The sequence below is a fragment of the Bacillus sp. ISL-55 genome (genome assembly GCF_018613155.1).
In the GTDB taxonomy this organism is placed as follows: domain Bacteria; phylum Bacillota; class Bacilli; order Bacillales; family Cytobacillaceae; genus Mesobacillus.
This window is the reverse complement of sequence record NZ_JAGGQU010000054.1, coordinates 1-17,916: the sequence shown is the minus strand read 5'-3', so window position 1 is coordinate 17,916 and position 17,916 is coordinate 1. Positions and strand designations below refer to the sequence as shown.

Sequence of the window (17,916 nt, the reverse complement as noted above, 5' to 3'; positions counted from 1 at the left end):
GAACACTCCGCAAACCATTGGCGTGTTTGTCAAGAGCGATTGCGGCAGCGCTTTTACAAGCTCAGTGAGAAATCCTTTACTTAGATTTGATTTTTCATAGAACTTTTGACACTACCAAGAACATATCTAATTTTCCAATTATGGAGGCTGATTATACAACGTGTCCGAATAAGCGAATGTTTTAATGGAAATATAACAGGAGAGCTTAAAAATAGGAGAGATTGCTGATGACCAAATATTTAGGTATACATGAGACCCTGGAATTGCTGGAGGTAATGACATTCAAAAGTGTCACATTAACAAAAGCTACTGCTATGGGCTTGCTTGTTAAGGACTTACGGCTAAAAGAAATCTTAAACAATGAAGTGGCGGCATCAACAGCACATATCAATCGGATGAAGGAGCTATTGACCACGAAGGAGGAGACTCGCGCATGACAAACATCCTGCACAATCTGGCTGGCATGGCAGGAATGACAGACCAGGTAATCGCAACGGATTATTTAATCTCCATTAAGTCAGGGATTCGAAACCTTTCATTCGCAATCACGGAAACTGCCACACCCGAATTAAGGGAGGCATTCCGAGAACAGCTGAGGGCGGCTGTAGAAGCTCATGAAAACATTTCAGAGTATATGATCGAAATGGGATTTTACCACCCGCATAACCTTGGGGAACAAATCAGAGTGGATTTGGATACTGCCGATACCGCTTTGAACCTTGCGGATTAACCCCACCATACTTAAAGGCTGCTTAGGCAGTCTCTTTTTATATGGTTTTTCATGAAGAAAGCTTGTTTTGATTTGTTTGTTTCCAGTGCTTTTAAACCTGTTAAGTTTAATCCGCTTGTTTTACAGGAATAGACTGATATATTGGAATTGCAGGTGGTACACATGGTAGATACTTTTATTAGGGACATTTCACGCGAGGATATTATAAGGCTTGCTGTATTTTTAGTGATTATTATTGTAGGAAATTGGCTTATAAAAAGGGTTGCTAAGTTTTCAGCTGCCAAAGATTCGAGGTTTTTCCAAAGATCCCTGCCGATCATCGATTCGCTTGCGGACTGGGTAACTTTTTATGGCATCATCATTTTGCTCTTATTAACCTTCTCAAAGAATGAATGGTTATTTGAACCGTTATATACCCATGGGGAAGTGAAGGTGACAATCTTTCTTATTGTTATTGCCTTCCTGATCGTTTCGCTGGCGCACAGGTTAGGTAAGCTATTCAATAAGTATATTTTATCGTCTGTCTATGATTACTATGGAGTAGACAGGGGCTTAGGATATACTTTCAATCAAATCATCTACTATACCGTTATGTTTGCAGCTCTGGCAATAAGTTTAACCAGTGTCGGAATCAACCTGACTGCGATAGGGGCCGTTTTTGGAGTCCTTGGAATTGGTATTGGTTTTGGAATGAGGAATGTTGCTGGTAACTTTGTATCAGGTATCATCATTTTATTTGAAAGACCGATTGAGGTAGGGGAAATCATTCAGATCAATGATAAGGTCGGGCGTGTTGAAAATATCCGCTTAAGATCTACGATTATCCGTACTGCAAAGGAAGGGACTTTGATTGTTCCTAACCAGTATTTTATCGAACAGATCGTCAAGAACCGAACCAGTGCAAGAATGATGGCTCAGGTAAAGGTGAGTGTCGCTTTTGGGACAGATACTCATATGGTACAAGCTCTGCTTGAACAAGCAGTTAATGAAATTAAGGAAAATGAAGATGGCATCCTTGATTCTCCGGAACCTGATATTCGTTTTATTGATTTTCATAGCAAGGCTATGGAGTTCCTGATTGAAATACCGGTCGTTAACTTTGAAATTAAAGAGAAGATCGAAAGTAAATTAAGACATATGGTAGCAGCGATTTTTGTGGATAAAAATATTCAGCTGCCAGCAGTAACCTTCCAAATGAGTGATCAAAATAACCTTTACACGTCAGAACGAACAGAATAAAGAAAAATCAAAAAAAGAGTTTACCAGCATGGCAAACTCTTTTTTTGATGCTGATTAAATGCTTTTAATCGCATCTGCAATATCAGTTCCTCCAGAAATTAAATCAAAAGATTTCTTGAAAGTATTTTTCGCATTCAAGCATTCCAATATGGTTTTAGCTACATCAACTCTCGGAATCGTGCCTGTTTTCAGGTTCTCAGCAACCTCTATTTTACCCGTTCCAGGTTCGTTCAGTAACCCTCCAGGCCTGATGATTGTATAATTCAGGCTGCTCTGCAATAAAGCGCGATCAGCATAGTGTTTTGCGACATAATAAGGTTTAATGGCTTCAGACCAATTCTCTCTTTTGTGCGCTTGCAGGGCACTGACCATTACGAACCGGTCAATCCCAGCCTGTTCTGCAGCCTCCACCGTTTTCACAGCGCCGTCCAGATCCACTAACAGAGTTTTATCCAAACCTGTATGTCCTCCTGAACCTGCTGCGAACACAATGGCATCGCAGCCTTTTGCGGCAGATGTGATGTCTTCAACGGTACCTTCAAGACTGGCGATTACAGTTTCTACACCTTTTTCTTCAAACTCAGGTGTTTGTTCCTGTTTTCTCAGCATCGCTCTTACATCATGTTCACTACTTTCCTTAAGCAGATCAACAAGTTGTTTGCCAATCTGTCCATTAGCACCTACGACAAGTACTTTCATCAGATTACCTCCTTAAAAATTCTTAGGTCATACAAAATAAAACTTCTTATTCACATTAAGATCTGTATAACGCCACGTGTATATAATCTACCCTTTATACAGGATTGTAAAAGGATTTAACTTCTCTCCCGGGATGTAGGCTAGATAAGTAGGTATCATCACCACTCATTTGGGAATACAAAAAAGGAATACAAAGCAGGAGGGATAAAAGGATGGGAGCCATCGAACGAAGTGGTTATGTATTTGAACCTGAATATAGTTTGATCAATCAGGATGGAGCTATTCATGTATACAATAAAGGGGAATTTATCGAAGAAATCAAATTTTCTTTTGATGCGGAAGGACCCGAACTTGATCAGATCGAAAAGTTGATTGATGAATATTGTGACACACATGAACTGTAACGGAAAGCGTCATAGTTTTCCAGAAGGCCAAATAAAACAGCTGCTCAAAATCAATTGAGCAGCTGTTCATGACAGTTTAGAGATTATGCAGTAACATTCTCGTCTATTTCAACTTCTTCTAAAGTTTCCCCTTCAGAGCGGGCAACATAGACTGCGCAAGCAGCATCCCCGGTAATATTCACAGCGGTTCTGCACATATCAAGGAGACGGTCAACCCCCAGCACTAAAGCTATGGCTTCAACAGGCAAGCCTACTGAAGTTAATACCATCGAAAGCATGATCAATCCCACTCCTGGGACGCCTGCTGTTCCTATACTTGCCAGGGTCGCAGTCAATATGACAGTCAATAATTGACCCAGGCCAAGTTCGGCTCCATAAACCTGAGCAATGAAGATGGTGGCAACCCCTTGCATGATGGCTGTTCCATCCATATTGATCGTTGCTCCCAACGGCTGTACGAAACCACTGACACTTTTGGAAACTTTGAGATTATTTTGCAATGTTTTCATCGAAATAGGCAGGGTGGCTGCACTACTTGAAGTGCTGAAGGCCACAACCATTGCTGGTGAGAATTCTTTGATGAATTTAATTGGATTCAATTTTCCGAGCAAAGATACTGCTGACCCATAGGTAATCACAAGGTGTAGGAGCAGGACGAAAAGGACCACGAACATATATTTACCCATTGCTGCGATTGCCTCAAGTCCCTGGCTGCCGATTGCTGTTGCAATCAAACCGAAAGCGCCGTATGGTGCAAATTTCATGATAGCCTGAACTAAATACATCAGTACATCGTTTGCCTGTTCGACCAATTTGATCAGTCCAGATGCTTTTTCACCAACTCTTGCTATACCAAAGCCAATGATAATTGAAAATGCGATCACCTGGAGCATAGAGCCCTCAACCATAGCACCAAGAGGGTTGGCAGGAATAATATTCAATAATGTTTCAATAACTGGCGGTGCTTCAGCAGCTTCAAAACTTGCGCCATCCAATTGGAAGCTGCCTGAACCTGGTTGAACCAGAAGTGCCATTCCAATCGCCAAAACTAATGCAATTGCGGTGGTCACGAGAAAGAAAGAAATCGTCTTGCCGCCGATCCTGCCGAGCTTCTTAGGATCACTGATGCCCGCAGTTCCTAGTATAAGAGAAACGATGACAATAGGGACAACAAGCATTTTAATCAAATTTACAAAGATTTTCCCAAGAGGGACAAACACATAACTATTGACTGTTTCGAACACACCAGGTAATGCTAAGTTAAAAATAAGTCCAACAATAATACCCAATCCCATACCATAAAGGATCTTACGTGTTAGTGACATCTCATCTCCTCCTAATAAAAAATAATAAAATATGAAAGCGCTTACCAAAATAACTGATAATTATAAATATTTAGTTACAATAAAAGTATGACTACTTTTAAGGGATTTAGCAATATATTTTCAGAATATTTTAAAAACAAAGTGTAAAAATGAAAGAGTAATGCATCTATGGTATATTTTTGTTAACTTTTATTTCAGAAGGCAGTGATATACAGTGGACGCTCAAGATAAATGGAATCGAAAATATATGGACAAGCTGACTAACCAGACTTCTCCAGAACCAAATAAAAGATTGCTAGAGATGGCTACTTACCTGAATGGAGGGACTGCAATCGACTTTGCCTCTGGACTGGGAGGCAATAGCTTCTTCCTGGCAGAGCTAGGCTATGACATGACAGCTATTGATATTTCTGACATTGCTATTATGTATGTTCAAGAGCAGGCAGCCAACCGAGACTTGAATATTACAACTAAAGTAGCCGATCTTACGAAAGAAAGAACCGATTTAACGACCCGTAAATACGATTTAGCGGTAATGACATATTATCTGGAACGTTCTTTATTTCCATTAGTAAAACAAGTAATCAAAGATGATGGATATTTATTCTTCGAAACGTTTTACAAACAAAAAGCAGCAGGGAACGAGCATATTTCAAATCAATACAAGCTGGAGTCGAATGAGTTGCTTAAAGAATTCAGTGAGTGGAAGATTCTCTTTTTTGAGGAAAACGAGCAGGAAGGACGACAGTCAATTTTTTGCCAAAAAATACAGAAATCAATCGAGTAAGAAGGTTGTATCGCTAATACCGGAACATAAATAATGAAGGAGCATCAGAAGGAGATATATGTCATAAGATATGTAAGATGAAAAAAAGGGTGGGTTGCTATGTATAATATCCTGTTGTTTACAGATTCAGGGGTAGATGATTCATTGGCCCTTATGTATGCCTTGCTTCATCCTGAACTAAATGTTGTGGGGGTTGTTACCGGGTACGGAAATATCACAAAAGAACAGGCAATAAATAATACAGCCTATTTATTGCAGCTGGGAGGAAGAGAGGATATACCGATTATCGCCGGTGCATCCGGCCCTTTATCAGGTGAACTGGCTACCTTTTATCCTGAGATACATGGACAAGAGGGGCTTGGTCCGATCAGGCCACCAGAGGATTTTGGGGAAGTAAAGGTCTATGATATTAACAAAATCCTTGATATTGTTAACCAGTACCCTGATAATCTAGTAATCGTCGGAGTCGGAAGACAAACGGAACTGGCGATCCCATTTATCTTATATGGCGAAGAAGCGTTCAAAACAGTCAGTGCTGTTTATATCATGGGAGGAGCGTTCCTCGTACCGGGCAATGTCACAGCCGAAGCTGAGGCAAATTTCTATGCCGATCCTATTGCGGCTAATCAGGTGCTGGAAAAGGCAAGAAACGTATTTCTGCATCCTTTAAATATCACTAATAAAGCCATCATTCCCCCAGCAGTAATAGATTATCTTGCACAAAACAGCCAGTCTCCTTTTAAGGATCTGATTAAACCTGTATATGATTATTACTTTGATGCGTATAAAAAGAATGTCCCGGGCATCCAGGGTGCGCCGCTCCATGATGTGATCACATTAAGTGCCCTTGTGAACAAAAATCTGGTGAAATACCTGCCAAGACGAGTTACCGTTGAATTGTTTGGCGGGGCAAGAGGTAAAAGTATTGCAGACTTCAGGCCAAAGCCTGAGCAGGAACCTGAAGATCAACTGGATTGGATTGGCATGGAAGCAGATATACCAGCTTTTATTGAAGATTTCACTCTTGTCTTCATGGGCGACACACAAGCTAAAAGTTAAACAAAAGGAACTCCCGCAAAATAGGGAGTTCCTTTTTCAGTTATACACTTTGATTAACTTCCTTATACTTTTTCCTATTAGCATTTGAATATAGCATCACTAAAATGCTTGAGGAAATCAAAGTTCCGTGGAAAACCCAGACCATTTTAGCCAATGAAAGAGCTTCTAACAGAATTGGGGCAACGACAAAGCCAAGTGCGAATCCTAATGATTTTAACAGCATGCCAACGCCAAATATTCTCCCCCTGATGTAATTATCCGTTTTCTGAAGGATCGTCGCGTGCAGGGTGGTGAAGCAGGCATCAAAAATCCCGGTAAAGAACGCAAACATAAGGACAATCCAGATATTTAAATTTGACAGAAAGGTTATAAAGCCTGTCGACATCAAGATCGCTGCAAGAAAATATGTACGATACAGGTGGTTACCCTGCAGGAATTTCATTTTCGGCAGCAGAAGGGTGGCTAACACAGATCCGATTCCCCAGACACCCCAGATCAGTCCGTAAATCAAGCTTTGTTTGCTGGAATCAATTGTGTCAGCCAGCAAAGGAATGCCAAGATTATGAGAGGCACCGGCAAATGAACCAACTAGGAAAACAATGTTTACATACAATAACATCGGCACTGAAAGGATGAAAGTATATACTTCTTTTAAATCTCTACCAATCTGGGAAACTTTCTGTTTAAATCCATTGGTGATCAAACCTGAATTTGCCGGTTCAGTTGTTTGCCACTTGATTTTAATCAATACTGCTGCAGATATTAGATAAGTAGCAGCGTCGATGATCAAGGTAACCTGGTAACCGAGAAAATCTGTAATCAACCCAGCACCAATGAACCCAAAAACCAGGCTGATCGATGTAAGTCTGGAGATAAGAGCATTCGTCTCTAAAACCTTGTCCTGACCGAAAATTTGCGGGATTTCAGCACTGTAGCTTACAGCAAAAAAGCTGCTCGTCAAACCAATCAAGAAGCAGACAACCAATATCATTACCGGATTAGGGAAGGGGATCAAGCTCAGTATGATGATTGCCCGAAAGACATCAGTCCATATCATGATTTTCCTGCGGTCAAAACGGTCAGCAAGAACACCTGAAAATAAGCTCGATAAAACTCCGCCAAGTGTCCTGAAAGCCATCGTGGCTGCAAGCCAGGCAGGACTCCCGGTAGCAATATACATCAAGACATTGATTGCAATTAAATCCATAAAGGTTCCAAGATCAGAAAATGCTTTTACATAAAGAAAAACTTTGCGGTTCATAAAATCTCCCTAATCATGAGGTAGTATAGTTATTCTTTTTTATTTTAAAGATTTTGAATTTACTTCGCAATACGAAATTTCAGTTTTTTGCTATAATAGAATAAATTTATTTAATAAAATGAAGAAACTCCCTGAAAAACAGGGAGAGCCTTGTATTATTGCTAACTTACTAACTTACCACCATGGTCTTCCATACCAGGGACGACGACCGAATCCATACCATGGACGTCGGCCAAACCCATACCATGGTCTGCGGCCGTACCAGTATCCAGGACGTCCGTAACCGTACCAGGGACCTCTAAATCCATAACCGCCATAAAATGCAGGTGCGGCAGCAGCAAGGAACAATAAAGGTATAATCCTTTCATCATTCTGCTGATCTTGTCTATGAAGATAAGTTTGAGGATAATTCATTGAGCAACCTCCTATAATATATTCAATATAGGATATGTGACTAAAAATATGATGGTATTAAAATAGGAAAAATAGACAGTTGCCCATGCTTCTTAAGAAATACAGCGCTATACATTAAAAGGAGGGACATACATAATGATTCAATTAATCAATCAAACTGTCATGCATAGTTATCCAGGAATGGTCGCACTGGTGACGGTTAGTCATAACGGAGAAAATAATATCATGGCTGCTGGCTGGCATTCCTACATATCTTACGAGCCGCCAATTTACGGAGTTGCCATCGGCCGTGAACGTCATACTTACCAGCTCATAAAATCTGAAGGCAAATTTGCCATTAATTTTGTGCCATTTGAATATTCTGCTCTTATTCAGCAAGCAGGTGTGTATACGGGTTCAAAAGTGAACAAATTTGAAAAAGCGAACATCAGTTTCGACCACGGATCAGCAACGAATTCACCGATACTGCATGATGCATATATAGCATATGAATGTGAAGTCATAGACCGTAATAGTTATGGTGACCACGATTGGTTCGTTGCAAATATCGTACAATTTTACAGGGATCCAGATAAATTCCTTGAAAACGGCATGCCAAATTTCGATGAGCTCACGATTCCGCTTTATTTAGGAAGATCCACATACACAAATGTAAATCAACATAGTGATTTTGTTTCGCATAAGATAGAGGAATAGAAGCACACTAAAAACACGAAGTGTGATCAGCCAAAGGTGCAGATGATTTTTCGTGTTTCTTTTTAGTAAAGTCGGGAGGAGATGTACGTTGAAGAAAATCGTCCTACATTCAAATATTAGAAAATCGACTAAATAACAGGCTTTATTTATTAATGTAGGTATATTCTCTTCAAAAAATAAATGAAAAGAATACGCCTACATAATGTTAAAATGAAGAAAAACAACCAACATAACTAACATAACCTTAGCATTAATCCATTTGGTATGTATAGTACACACGAATAACAGTATTTGTCATCGATAAATAACATTTTCTTTGTTATTAACTAATGACCTTAAGATACTTCTCTTACTGACTTCTATATTTAATAGTTCCCGAATTTTTCTGTGGTTGATAAAAAAATTGCCTCCTTTGTATTTCCCTCTAATTAGTAAAATAAATTCGAATTCTACCTTGCCTCTTAAACAAAATAATTCAATAAATAGCAGGAAAATTTACTTTTTGTAAAGAATTGTATTTTTATGTATATGTATAGGAGGTGATTTCTTTGGTATTTTCAAAATTTGCTGAAGATGTTTTCTCAAAAAATCCAGTGTTTGTAGTTGGAAGTGGGACTTCTTCCGGAGCCGGAATATCAGGAATGTGGTCACTTGGTAATTATCTGGTTGGAAATGTAAAAACCAACGATTTTGAAGCCGAGGACCTACGTCATTGGGAGGTTTTCATAGAAAAAATATCTGAAGGAATTGGATTAGAGGAAGCATTACAGAGTCTCGGTGATATTTCAGAAAAGTTTACTGATTCCATTGTTCAAGCTACTTGGAATTGCATTCTTATGGATGAAATGACACCTTTTTTGAAAATTTCAAGTGGGGAAGATATAACAGGCTTTAGTCGGTTATTTAAAAGGTTTAGAAGCACAAACATTGATAGCATAAATATTATTACCACTAATTATGACCACCTAATTGAAGTATCAGCTGCATTCGAAAATTGGGAAGTATGGGATGGGTTTGGTAATGGAATATTATCTCGACCAATGAATTCAGTCTTATTTAAAAGTAAAATGAGGAAATTAATAAGACCTGGAAGTAAGCCAATATTTGAAACTACTAAGCATGTCAAAATCTATAAACCTCATGGGTCATTGTCATGGTTTAAGCTTGAAAACAATTCCTTTATTAAGATACCTTCAATTTCTTCCCAGCAAATTGAAAATCTCAAGAATCTAGGTATAAAGCCAGTAATTGTTACACCAGGTATAGGTAAATACCTTGAAACTCATTATGAACCCTATAATAATGTTATGGCTGAAATGCAACAAAGCATACATGATGCAAAGGCAATGATATTTTTAGGTTTTGGATTTAATGATATACATATTCAAGCTAGTTTTCAATCTATATTAAGAAACGAAAATATCCCCAAGTTGATTGCAACTAGAACGTTAACTCCTAGTTTTTTTTCCTTAATTCAAAGAAATGAATTGAAAAACTTTTATGCAATAGAAAAATTTGAGGATAGCTCTAGAGTCATTTCTGATCTCCAAGATGAGCAGGTGTTTTCTACCTCTAATGAGGCTTGGAGTTTACATGGGTTATTAAATATGATTTGGGGAGAAGAATAATAAATGACTAACGAGATATTGTTTACAATTGATGAAGAAGAGAGTATTGGGCAAGTTACAAAAGTTGATAGTTATAGTGTTTCCGTTTCTGTTATTGAGGAAAATAAGTTAGAACAAGTAAATGTAAATGGTTTTGTTATTCTATTTACTTCTAATCCAAATATAAGACTCATAGGAAGAATTGACAGGGTATTGCAATCTGGAGTAGATTATTTTCAAAATGATGATGGAATAGAAGAAGTATTTAATAACGCAGAGGTATACATTAATGTATTAGGAACCTTAAAAGGTGTGGGAGCAGGTAGGGAATTTACAGCGTTTAATAGATCAGTGGATACACTGCCTGCAATTGGGTCACGGTGCTTTTTATTGAACAGTGAGCGTCTAACTGCTTTTACAAGACTTATAGGAGATGAAACAACAGCTCAGGGAACTCCTTTGACAATCGGTTCATTTACCATGGCAAATGATGCTGACGCAATATTGGATGGGAATGCTTTTTTTCAAAGACATGCTATGATTGTTGGGTCAACTGGATCAGGAAAGTCTTGGACCACTGCAACTATAATTGAACAGGTAGCAGATTTACCAAATGCTAATATGATCGTCTTTGATCTACACTCCGAATACAGCCCATTAAGCGGCCATGAAAATATTAAAGTTTATCGGATTGCAGGACCAGGTGACCTAAATAACCCGGGTGATGACGTTATTTTTCTTCCTTATTGGCTGTTAGGATATGAGGATATGTTAGCTTTAATCTTAGATAGAACAGATGAAAATGCACCTAATCAAGCAATGGCTTTCTCGAACATAGTGGTTGAAGCAAAGAGACGCATTTTGGTAGCGGAAGGATTGAATGAAGAACTAGAGACCTTTACAATTGACAGTCCTGTTCCTTATGATCTAACCTTTGTCATTGATGAATTAACCCGATTAAATAACGAAAGAGTTATAAACCCTGGAACAAATAGGGAAATAAATGGCCCATTTAATGGGAAGTTCAGTAGGTTTCTACCTCGTCTTTATGCCAAAAAAAGTGATAGAAGATACGGTTTCTTATTTAATCTAAATGAAGAACATCTACATACAAGCTATCTTTTATCTTTGGTAAATAAGCTAATGAGAATGGCAGATCATGAATCGACTGGGGTCAAGATTATTGACTTTTCAGAAGTCCCCTCTGATATATTACCGATTGTAATTAGTTTGGTGGCCAGATTGGTGTTTCAAGTCCAACAGTGGTCTCCATATGACCAAAGGCATCCAATAGCATTAATATGCGATGAAGCTCATTTATACTTACCATCAAGGCAACATGCAGACGCTTCAGAAGGTCGGGCTTTATCGCATTTCGAAAGAATTGCTAAGGAAGGTAGGAAATATGGTGTAAGTTTATTAATAATAAGCCAAAGACCTTCTGAGCTAAATACAACTATTATGAGCCAATGTAATAATGTAATTTCATTGAGATTATCAAATCAATCCGATAAAACAGCAGTATGTAATCTTTTGCCAGAAAATCTTGGGGGAATACAAGATTTACTTCCAACGCTTGGAATAGGAGAAGCAATAGTAGTTGGGGATTCCTGCTTACTACCGAGTAGGATTAGAATTAAAGAACCTATATTTAAACCTAATTCCAATTCTGTGAAGTTCTGGAATGAATGGTGTAACAGTATTAACGAACAAAACTTAAATAACTCTGTTCAAAATATGAGGAGACAAACAATGGAGGAAGCTTTAGTTGTCCAAGATTAAAAATAACTATATTGTAAGTTAGTTTTCACCATCATGGTTTTAAAAGTTGCAATATTATTAAAGGATTCTTGGTAGAAAGCCCCCGCATATTGTTTTAAAAAAGTAAAAAGTTATGTCTTTTCCATTGCTCGATAAAACTTGAAATTACTTTTTTAAAACGGCAATTTCACCTATTTTTTTTTTAAAAGGAATAGATCAATAAATATAAATTTTTAAGTGGTTTATCTCAACGTCTACATTTGTAGACGTTTTTCTTTTTTTAATCTAGTACAGAGAGTATAAATATCTAAATATTGGAGAACATAAAAATATAAAAATATGAGGTGATAAATTATGAAATTCATAGAAATCAAGCTAACTAAACATTCTATTTTTCTTACAGAAAAAGAAATCCGTACTTTATTATCTCATCACCCTGAAGTGTACATTGAAGGAATAAATAGAGGTAAAGCTTTCAAGAGAAGCGGCCAAATGAAGGAGAGAATCAAAAATAAAGTTAACAATGAGGAAATAAATTGAGATTTTCCCATTACTTTATATATTCATAGATATTTAAAATTAGAGTAAGCTATATGTAATTTATGAATTGAGGTGTGACACTTGTATGAACCGCATCCGATAAAGAGGAACAGCTCTTTTTATAAGAATTATTGGGAGGCCTATAGTCCTAAATTAAAACGTGATGTCTGCTACCTTGGACAAGCCAATTATGAAGTATGGCTGCTGATAGAACTAAATCATGAAATAATATCATTTTGTGAACGTCCTTTAGTAATATCGGGTGTTTTTAATAAGAAAAAAATCGAAGTTATTCCTAACTTCTGGCTAAAATACAAAAATGGCCAGGAAAGCCTTGTAATAATTGAAGCAAGCAAAAGTGATAAACAAAAAAGAGAAATTACCTTTTTAGCAGAATGGTGCAAGAATAATAACAGACAATTAGAGGTAAAAGATTATTCTTATCTATTACAAAATCAATTATCAATAAATAATGCAAAAAGGTTAATTCCTTATCTTTCTAATTCTAATCCCTTAGATTTAGATATACATAAAGTTAGTAAATGTATATTTTTTGAGAAAAGGACAATTAAAACGATCCTGACTGAATTAAAAGGTTCAATCACTGAGCAAAGAATCATTGTAGCTCTTTATAACTTAATATTCAATAACAAAATAGCATCCAATATACACTTAAAACCATTAAATATAAATACGGAGGTGTGGCTCCATTGTCCAGAAGACGAATAACAGAATCATACGACAACGAATTATTAAATACAGCCAATTGGCCAAGGGCAAATTTGAATGTCATGACCGAACAAGATTTGGATACTTATAAAAAAAGAAAAAAAGCTGTAGAGATGTTTATAAAAGGTGATTCTCTTAATGAAATAAAGATAGAGACTGGCATAGATAGGAAAGAAATTAATAGTTTTTTCAAGAAGTGCTTGTATGAAGATAAGTTTGGAATAATTTATGGATTTAACGCATTAATACCTGGAAAGACAATCAAACAATATAACAGAAAAGAGTTACCAAACTCTACATCAAAGAAGCAATATAATCAGCAGTCTGGAGCGTTTAGACTTTTGTTAAAAACCTATCCAGTATTACAAGAATTGATTGATACTTTATTTTTTAAAAATAAGAATAAGTCTCTAACCGACCCTGTTATGAAAAAAAACAGAATACATAAAAGGTTTATTGAGAAATGTAGAGAGCAAGGATTAAAAGCGCCTTTTGATTACCCCTTTAACACTAAAGAGTTAGCAAAAAGATCTTTATATAGCTACCTACAGAAATTAGAAGAAGCTAAAATGTCTGAGGTAAGCTATAGATACAACAATGAAAATGAACATAATGATAATATAAATAGTCACTTCAATGAACAAGCACCTACCCACTTAAAACCATACGAAAGGGTCCAATTTGATGGACACAAAATTGACCTATCCCTTTCATTAACTTTCGAAACACCTTCTGGCGATGAAGTTACTAAGGTTTTAGATCGAATTTGGTTATTAGTGATCATCGATGTAGCTTCAAGAGCAGTTCTTGGATATTACATATCATTAAATAAAGAGTACAATTCAAACGATGTTCTGCAATGTGTGAAAAAATCAATAGAGCCTTGGAAGCCTCTTAACTTAACTATTCCTGGATTAAAATATCCACCTAATGGAGGACTACCATCAGGACTTATAAAAGAATCAATGTGGGCTTTGTGGGATGAATTTTATTATGACAATGCTAAAGCCAATTTATCCATCATAGTAAGGGACAGAGTAAAAAGAATCATAAACTGCAGAGTAAACGCTGGCCCAATCAAATCCCCAACCAAAAGGTCTTTGATAGAGAGATTTTTTGGAATACTTGAGGAAAATGGTTATCACCGACTACCAAATACAACAGGCAGCAATCCTAAGGATCCTAGAAGAAATAACCCAGAAAAACAAGCTCTTAAAATTAAGATGAATATAAACGACCTTGAAGAATTAACAGATGTGTTAATTGCTGATTATAATTCTACACCTAATGAAGGAACAAGTTATTCAACGCCATTAGAAGCATTACAACACAGAATAAATAAAGACCCAATTATACGCAAACTTCAGGAAGAGGAGCGAGACAATATTCCATTTTTATGTGTTGAAGCTAAACGGAAAGTAAAGGGAAGTATAGAGCAGGGAAGAAGACCGTATATTCAGTTTGAAAACGTAAGATATACAAATGAACTTTTACTTAGGTCCCCAGGCTTAATAGGAAAAACACTGGATCTAGTTATAAATATTGATGATGTAAGGTTTTTAACTGCATATTTACCAGATGGATCAGAACTAGGAAAATTAGTAGGAAGCGGTTATTGGGGGAAAACAAAGCATAGCTTGGCTTTAAGGAAAGAGATTTTTAGTTTGAGAAATAAAAAACTCATTCACTTTACCACAAAAGATGACCCTATTAAGGCTTTTCAACAGTATTTAAAAGAAAAAGCAATCACACATAAAAGATATAGAAATAAATTAAATTCATTAGAAAAAACTTTAGCAAATGAACAAGAAGTAACCAAAAACATACCAGATACATCCGAGAGGGAAGAGGTTAATACGTCCAAATTAAACAATGTAAGTCCCATTAAAATAAATACTAAAGACACTATGCCAATTGTTGAATTAGAAAATAAAAAAAGATTAAAGAGAACATTAACCTTCTAATGAATTGTCGAGGTAATAATTATGGAACAAGCAAATCAAATTCAAGTTTCTCAGAACTTAGGTCGTCCAATAATATCAAAAGGCAGTCATCCGATCGAAACAGGTAGATATTTGCTGGCAACAAACGAAATCCAAAAATTGTACCTTAAAATACAGCAGTGTTTAAATAACCGTTTTCCTGGCGCCATAATATATGGTCGTCCGAGACTTGGTAAAACAAGAGCAATAAAGTATCTGACTCACATACTTCCCAATGAATTTGATGGATTACCTATTTATTTTATCACTTGTCGGAAGTATAAAAACCCTAATGAAGCTGTTTTTTTTGAGGATCTTTTAATCGATGTTGGACATGGAACTCCTTTTTCTGGGAAGGCAAATGTTAAACGACAAAGATTGCTAAAATTTCTAATTCAAGAAGCTGAAGTCTCTAGACAAAAACGAATAGTACTTTTCATAGATGATGCGCAAAGATTACACGAAATACAGTATGGATGGCTGATGGATATTAATAACGAGTTGGATAGATTTGGCGTCTCTTTAACGGTTTTTTTAGTAGGTCAACAAGAGTTACTCGATCAGAGGTCCGTATTTCTTGAATTAGGACAAGCTCAAATAATTGGCAGGTTTATGGTACAACAACATAAATTTGAGGGAGTATGTAATCGCTCAGATATGTATGAATGCCTACTAGGTTACGATGAAGATTGTGAATTCCCTTCAAATAGTGGAGTCAGCTTTACTAAATATTATTTTCCTGATGCATTCGTGCATGGATTTAGATTGGCAAAGTATACTGATGAGTTAATGGAAATTTATACAGAAATGAGAAGAGAAGCTGGACTAAGTTCTCGATTTGAAATCCCTATGCAATATTTAACTTTAGCCATAGAATTTGCCTTAAAGAAATATGGTGTTGAAGGTGAGGATTTGAACTCTATTTCAAAAACCCAATGGATTGATGCCATTAAGTACTCAAGTTATATAGAATCTGAATTATATAGTGCTATCTAATTATATTAGACTGCGTTAAAAGGGTTGAAATTATTTTGAATCGCATACATCTAGAACCTTCAGATACACTAAGCGAAAGGTTAACATGGGATATTAAGTGGATAGCCGATTATGAATCACCTTGGGGAATTATTGAAAAAATCAAGCATGCCAACTTAATTACCTCAAAAGAGTTTTTAAAAATATGTGGAACAGCACATGTTAAGGGATTAAAATCAAATATTGGTTGGAATCACCGGGAGTTATTAACCCTAAAAGGAATAGATGATAATCAATTCAAACATTATTTCGGTTTTTCTATAAAAGAACATAATAATAATCTTATTGATATGCTTTGCAAACCACTTTTTGATGGAAAAACAAATGTAAATAAATACTTTCATAGCGGCCTTTATATTTGTCCAATTTGTATTAGAAAAGGATATCATAGTGTTTTTCATCAACTTAAGATTATTGACGAATGTCCTTTTCATTGTCAAAAACTTATTCAGGCTTGTGAACGTTGTAGCAGATGGTACCGAAATGACTTTGGTTATGAAATAACCAATAAAGCTACCCTTCCATTTCACTGTAATTGTGGGAATGGATATTTAGAAGTGAATGACGAGCTATTCCCTGACTGGTATAGCCCGAGAATGGAAGACATAAAATCAATAGAATTAAAAAGATGGATAACTTTAAATGAAGAAGAGTTAAAAGTGTTACAAGGAACCTATTTTTTACAACATAAAGACTTTCCTTTACAAAATAACCTTTTGAAAAAAATGATAACTTTAGTTTCTGACATACCGCATTTTAATAAGGGTAGGATGGTATCTAATGGTTCAATATCTTATTCAAAAATTAAGGAAAATATGGATCCTTTATTACTTCTCGATAGATTTCCCTATAGAAATCCCCATTTAAATGTTATAGATGATATATTTTTATCCACCAGGCAAACGGTAAAAGCTATCAGTAGGAAAATTCGTAAAGAGGTCTATAAAAATCACCGAAGTTGCCTAAAGCGAATGAAGAATCATCTTAGAGTGAAAGAAGAGGATGATCCCTTTTTTTGCCCAATAGCTTTCGCATACCTAGAAAGCAGGAAAAATTTACAAGGTTTTAATGAACCAACAAGTGTTGATAATCGATATTCCTATGAAGACAGATTAAATGACGAAGGATTTGATGTTGCAAATAGAATTGATAGAAACTTAATTCTGGCTATGACAAAAGATTTGATTCGATCAGATAATTTCAATTTTAATGTACCTAAATTAGAGTGGGTTATTAATAGAGTAATTGCCCATTTATATTCACACCATTTTATTAGTTTGCTTAACACTTTATCTACGATAAATAGAGAAAATGGTAATATTGATTACACGAAATATAAAAATTTAAATCAAATCTTAATAGTAAATTCCAGGTTAGACAACTGTGATAAGATTTATTGGGTGGATTATTTACCTGATTATAGTAAATTAATTACAAAATTTAGTGAACTTTGTCCGAATAAAAGTGTGAAACAAAGAAGAATTAAAGCTTCTGAAAATAGTTATAACCCAAGGAAACTAGCAATAGAGAAATTGGATTCAAGAAGAAAAAGTTAAATATATTTTATGCTGCTGGAAAATTTTTCAGCAGTTTTTTGTATTTCTTCACTTCTGGCTGTCAATAATGATACTTGACTCTTGCATTTTTT

The 17,916-nt window shown here is 36.1% G+C and carries 18 protein-coding genes; 14 read left to right on the top strand and 4 right to left on the bottom strand.

All coding sequences use genetic code 11. The features are described 5' to 3' along the window. The first annotated feature begins 227 nt into the window (after positions 1-227). From J7E32_RS21525 to J7E32_RS21515, 3 genes are all read left to right on the top strand, one after another. Positions 228-437: a hypothetical protein gene (locus J7E32_RS21525; RefSeq protein WP_214911616.1), complete on the top strand. Its 210-nt coding sequence runs from the start codon at positions 228-230 to the stop codon at positions 435-437. Beyond that, on the top strand, positions 434-730 hold the full coding sequence (locus tag J7E32_RS21520; RefSeq protein WP_192472070.1) for a spore coat protein: 297 nt from the start codon (positions 434-436) through the stop codon (positions 728-730). The genes J7E32_RS21525 and J7E32_RS21520 overlap by 4 nt, the downstream gene beginning before the upstream one ends. A gap of 162 nt (positions 731-892) precedes the next feature. Continuing rightward, positions 893-1,969 carry a mechanosensitive ion channel family protein gene (locus J7E32_RS21515; protein ID WP_214911615.1) on the top strand — a complete coding sequence of 359 codons (1,077 nt, stop codon included), beginning with the start codon at positions 893-895 and terminating at the stop codon, positions 1,967-1,969. 54 nt (positions 1,970-2,023) lie between these two features. Here the strand turns inward: J7E32_RS21515 and J7E32_RS21510 are convergent, their stop codons facing one another. Continuing rightward, positions 2,024-2,668 (bottom strand): SDR family oxidoreductase, encoded by a 645-nt coding sequence (locus J7E32_RS21510; RefSeq protein ID WP_214911614.1) that lies wholly within the window; start codon positions 2,666-2,668, stop codon positions 2,024-2,026. 212 nt (positions 2,669-2,880) lie between these two features. On the opposite strand from J7E32_RS21510, the gene J7E32_RS21505 reads away from it, so the two are divergent. After that, positions 2,881-3,072: a YbxH family protein gene (locus J7E32_RS21505; RefSeq protein WP_214911613.1), complete on the top strand. Its 192-nt coding sequence runs from the start codon at positions 2,881-2,883 to the stop codon at positions 3,070-3,072. Positions 3,073-3,155: 83 nt separating this feature from the next. Here J7E32_RS21505 and J7E32_RS21500 read toward each other — a convergent pair whose 3' ends face one another. Beyond that, positions 3,156-4,397 (bottom strand): dicarboxylate/amino acid:cation symporter, encoded by a 1,242-nt coding sequence (locus J7E32_RS21500; protein ID WP_214911612.1) that lies wholly within the window; start codon positions 4,395-4,397, stop codon positions 3,156-3,158. A gap of 247 nt (positions 4,398-4,644) precedes the next feature. Between J7E32_RS21500 and J7E32_RS21495 the strand changes: the two genes are divergently transcribed. Further along, the gene (locus tag J7E32_RS21495) at positions 4,645-5,184 is read left to right on the top strand and encodes a class I SAM-dependent methyltransferase (RefSeq protein ID WP_214911611.1); all 540 of its coding nucleotides are present in this window, start codon (positions 4,645-4,647) and stop codon (positions 5,182-5,184) included. A gap of 99 nt (positions 5,185-5,283) precedes the next feature. Continuing rightward, entirely contained in the window at positions 5,284-6,243 is a 960-nt protein-coding gene (locus J7E32_RS21490) for a nucleoside hydrolase (RefSeq protein ID WP_214911610.1), read from the top strand. A 40-nt stretch (positions 6,244-6,283) separates the two neighbouring features. On the opposite strand, the gene J7E32_RS21485 is transcribed toward J7E32_RS21490, so the two are convergent. After that, positions 6,284-7,504 carry an MFS transporter gene (locus tag J7E32_RS21485; RefSeq protein WP_214911609.1) on the bottom strand — a complete coding sequence of 407 codons (1,221 nt, stop codon included), beginning with the start codon at positions 7,502-7,504 and terminating at the stop codon, positions 6,284-6,286. A gap of 174 nt (positions 7,505-7,678) precedes the next feature. Then, positions 7,679-7,918 (bottom strand): hypothetical protein, encoded by a 240-nt coding sequence (locus J7E32_RS21480; RefSeq protein ID WP_214911608.1) that lies wholly within the window; start codon positions 7,916-7,918, stop codon positions 7,679-7,681. Between the two features lie 135 nt (positions 7,919-8,053). On the opposite strand from J7E32_RS21480, the gene J7E32_RS21475 reads away from it, so the two are divergent. The 8 genes from J7E32_RS21475 to J7E32_RS21440 all read left to right on the top strand — a co-directional run bounded on the left by J7E32_RS21475 (position 8,054) and on the right by J7E32_RS21440 (position 17,824). Continuing rightward, positions 8,054-8,614 (top strand): flavin reductase family protein, encoded by a 561-nt coding sequence (locus tag J7E32_RS21475; RefSeq protein WP_214911607.1) that lies wholly within the window; start codon positions 8,054-8,056, stop codon positions 8,612-8,614. Positions 8,615-9,162: 548 nt separating this feature from the next. Continuing rightward, complete coding sequence (locus tag J7E32_RS21470) at positions 9,163-10,242, top strand: SIR2 family protein (RefSeq protein ID WP_214911606.1); 1,080 nt, start codon at positions 9,163-9,165, stop codon at positions 10,240-10,242. Positions 10,243-10,245: 3 nt separating this feature from the next. Further along, a complete protein-coding gene (locus J7E32_RS21465; protein WP_214911604.1) occupies positions 10,246-12,003 on the top strand; it encodes an ATP-binding protein in 1,758 nt (585 codons plus the stop codon). Positions 12,004-12,336: 333 nt separating this feature from the next. Beyond that, on the top strand, positions 12,337-12,522 hold the full coding sequence (locus tag J7E32_RS21460) for a hypothetical protein (protein WP_214911602.1): 186 nt from the start codon (positions 12,337-12,339) through the stop codon (positions 12,520-12,522). A gap of 81 nt (positions 12,523-12,603) precedes the next feature. Beyond that, complete coding sequence (locus J7E32_RS21455) at positions 12,604-13,251, top strand: hypothetical protein (RefSeq protein WP_214911599.1); 648 nt, start codon at positions 12,604-12,606, stop codon at positions 13,249-13,251. Then, positions 13,233-15,215 (top strand): hypothetical protein, encoded by a 1,983-nt coding sequence (locus tag J7E32_RS21450; protein ID WP_214911597.1) that lies wholly within the window; start codon positions 13,233-13,235, stop codon positions 15,213-15,215. The genes J7E32_RS21455 and J7E32_RS21450 overlap by 19 nt, the downstream gene beginning before the upstream one ends. A 21-nt stretch (positions 15,216-15,236) precedes the next feature. Further along, positions 15,237-16,229 carry an ATP-binding protein gene (locus J7E32_RS21445; RefSeq protein WP_192472086.1) on the top strand — a complete coding sequence of 331 codons (993 nt, stop codon included), beginning with the start codon at positions 15,237-15,239 and terminating at the stop codon, positions 16,227-16,229. 35 nt (positions 16,230-16,264) lie between these two features. After that, complete coding sequence (locus J7E32_RS21440) at positions 16,265-17,824, top strand: hypothetical protein (RefSeq protein ID WP_214911595.1); 1,560 nt, start codon at positions 16,265-16,267, stop codon at positions 17,822-17,824. The last annotated feature ends 92 nt before the right edge of the window (positions 17,825-17,916 follow it).

Excerpts from the sequence above, each read along its gene's own strand:
- J7E32_RS21485 (WP_214911609.1), bottom strand. The coding sequence starts at position 7,504 with ATGAACCGCAAAGTTTTTCTTTATGTAAAAGCATTTTCTGATCTTGGA.
- J7E32_RS21510 (WP_214911614.1), bottom strand. The coding sequence starts at position 2,668 with ATGAAAGTACTTGTCGTAGGTGCTAATGGACAGATTGGCAAACAACTT.
- J7E32_RS21475 (WP_214911607.1), top strand. The coding sequence starts at position 8,054 with ATGATTCAATTAATCAATCAAACTGTCATGCATAGTTATCCAGGAATG.
- J7E32_RS21505 (WP_214911613.1), top strand. The coding sequence starts at position 2,881 with ATGGGAGCCATCGAACGAAGTGGTTATGTATTTGAACCTGAATATAGT.
- J7E32_RS21520 (WP_192472070.1), top strand. The coding sequence starts at position 434 with ATGACAAACATCCTGCACAATCTGGCTGGCATGGCAGGAATGACAGAC.
- J7E32_RS21500 (WP_214911612.1), bottom strand. The coding sequence starts at position 4,397 with ATGTCACTAACACGTAAGATCCTTTATGGTATGGGATTGGGTATTATT.
- J7E32_RS21490 (WP_214911610.1), top strand. The coding sequence starts at position 5,284 with ATGTATAATATCCTGTTGTTTACAGATTCAGGGGTAGATGATTCATTG.
- J7E32_RS21480 (WP_214911608.1), bottom strand. The coding sequence starts at position 7,918 with ATGAATTATCCTCAAACTTATCTTCATAGACAAGATCAGCAGAATGAT.
- J7E32_RS21460 (WP_214911602.1), top strand. The coding sequence starts at position 12,337 with ATGAAATTCATAGAAATCAAGCTAACTAAACATTCTATTTTTCTTACA.
- J7E32_RS21465 (WP_214911604.1), top strand. The coding sequence starts at position 10,246 with ATGACTAACGAGATATTGTTTACAATTGATGAAGAAGAGAGTATTGGG.
- J7E32_RS21515 (WP_214911615.1), top strand. The coding sequence starts at position 893 with ATGGTAGATACTTTTATTAGGGACATTTCACGCGAGGATATTATAAGG.
- J7E32_RS21495 (WP_214911611.1), top strand. The coding sequence starts at position 4,645 with ATGGACAAGCTGACTAACCAGACTTCTCCAGAACCAAATAAAAGATTG.
- J7E32_RS21445 (WP_192472086.1), top strand. The coding sequence starts at position 15,237 with ATGGAACAAGCAAATCAAATTCAAGTTTCTCAGAACTTAGGTCGTCCA.
- J7E32_RS21525 (WP_214911616.1), top strand. The coding sequence starts at position 228 with ATGACCAAATATTTAGGTATACATGAGACCCTGGAATTGCTGGAGGTA.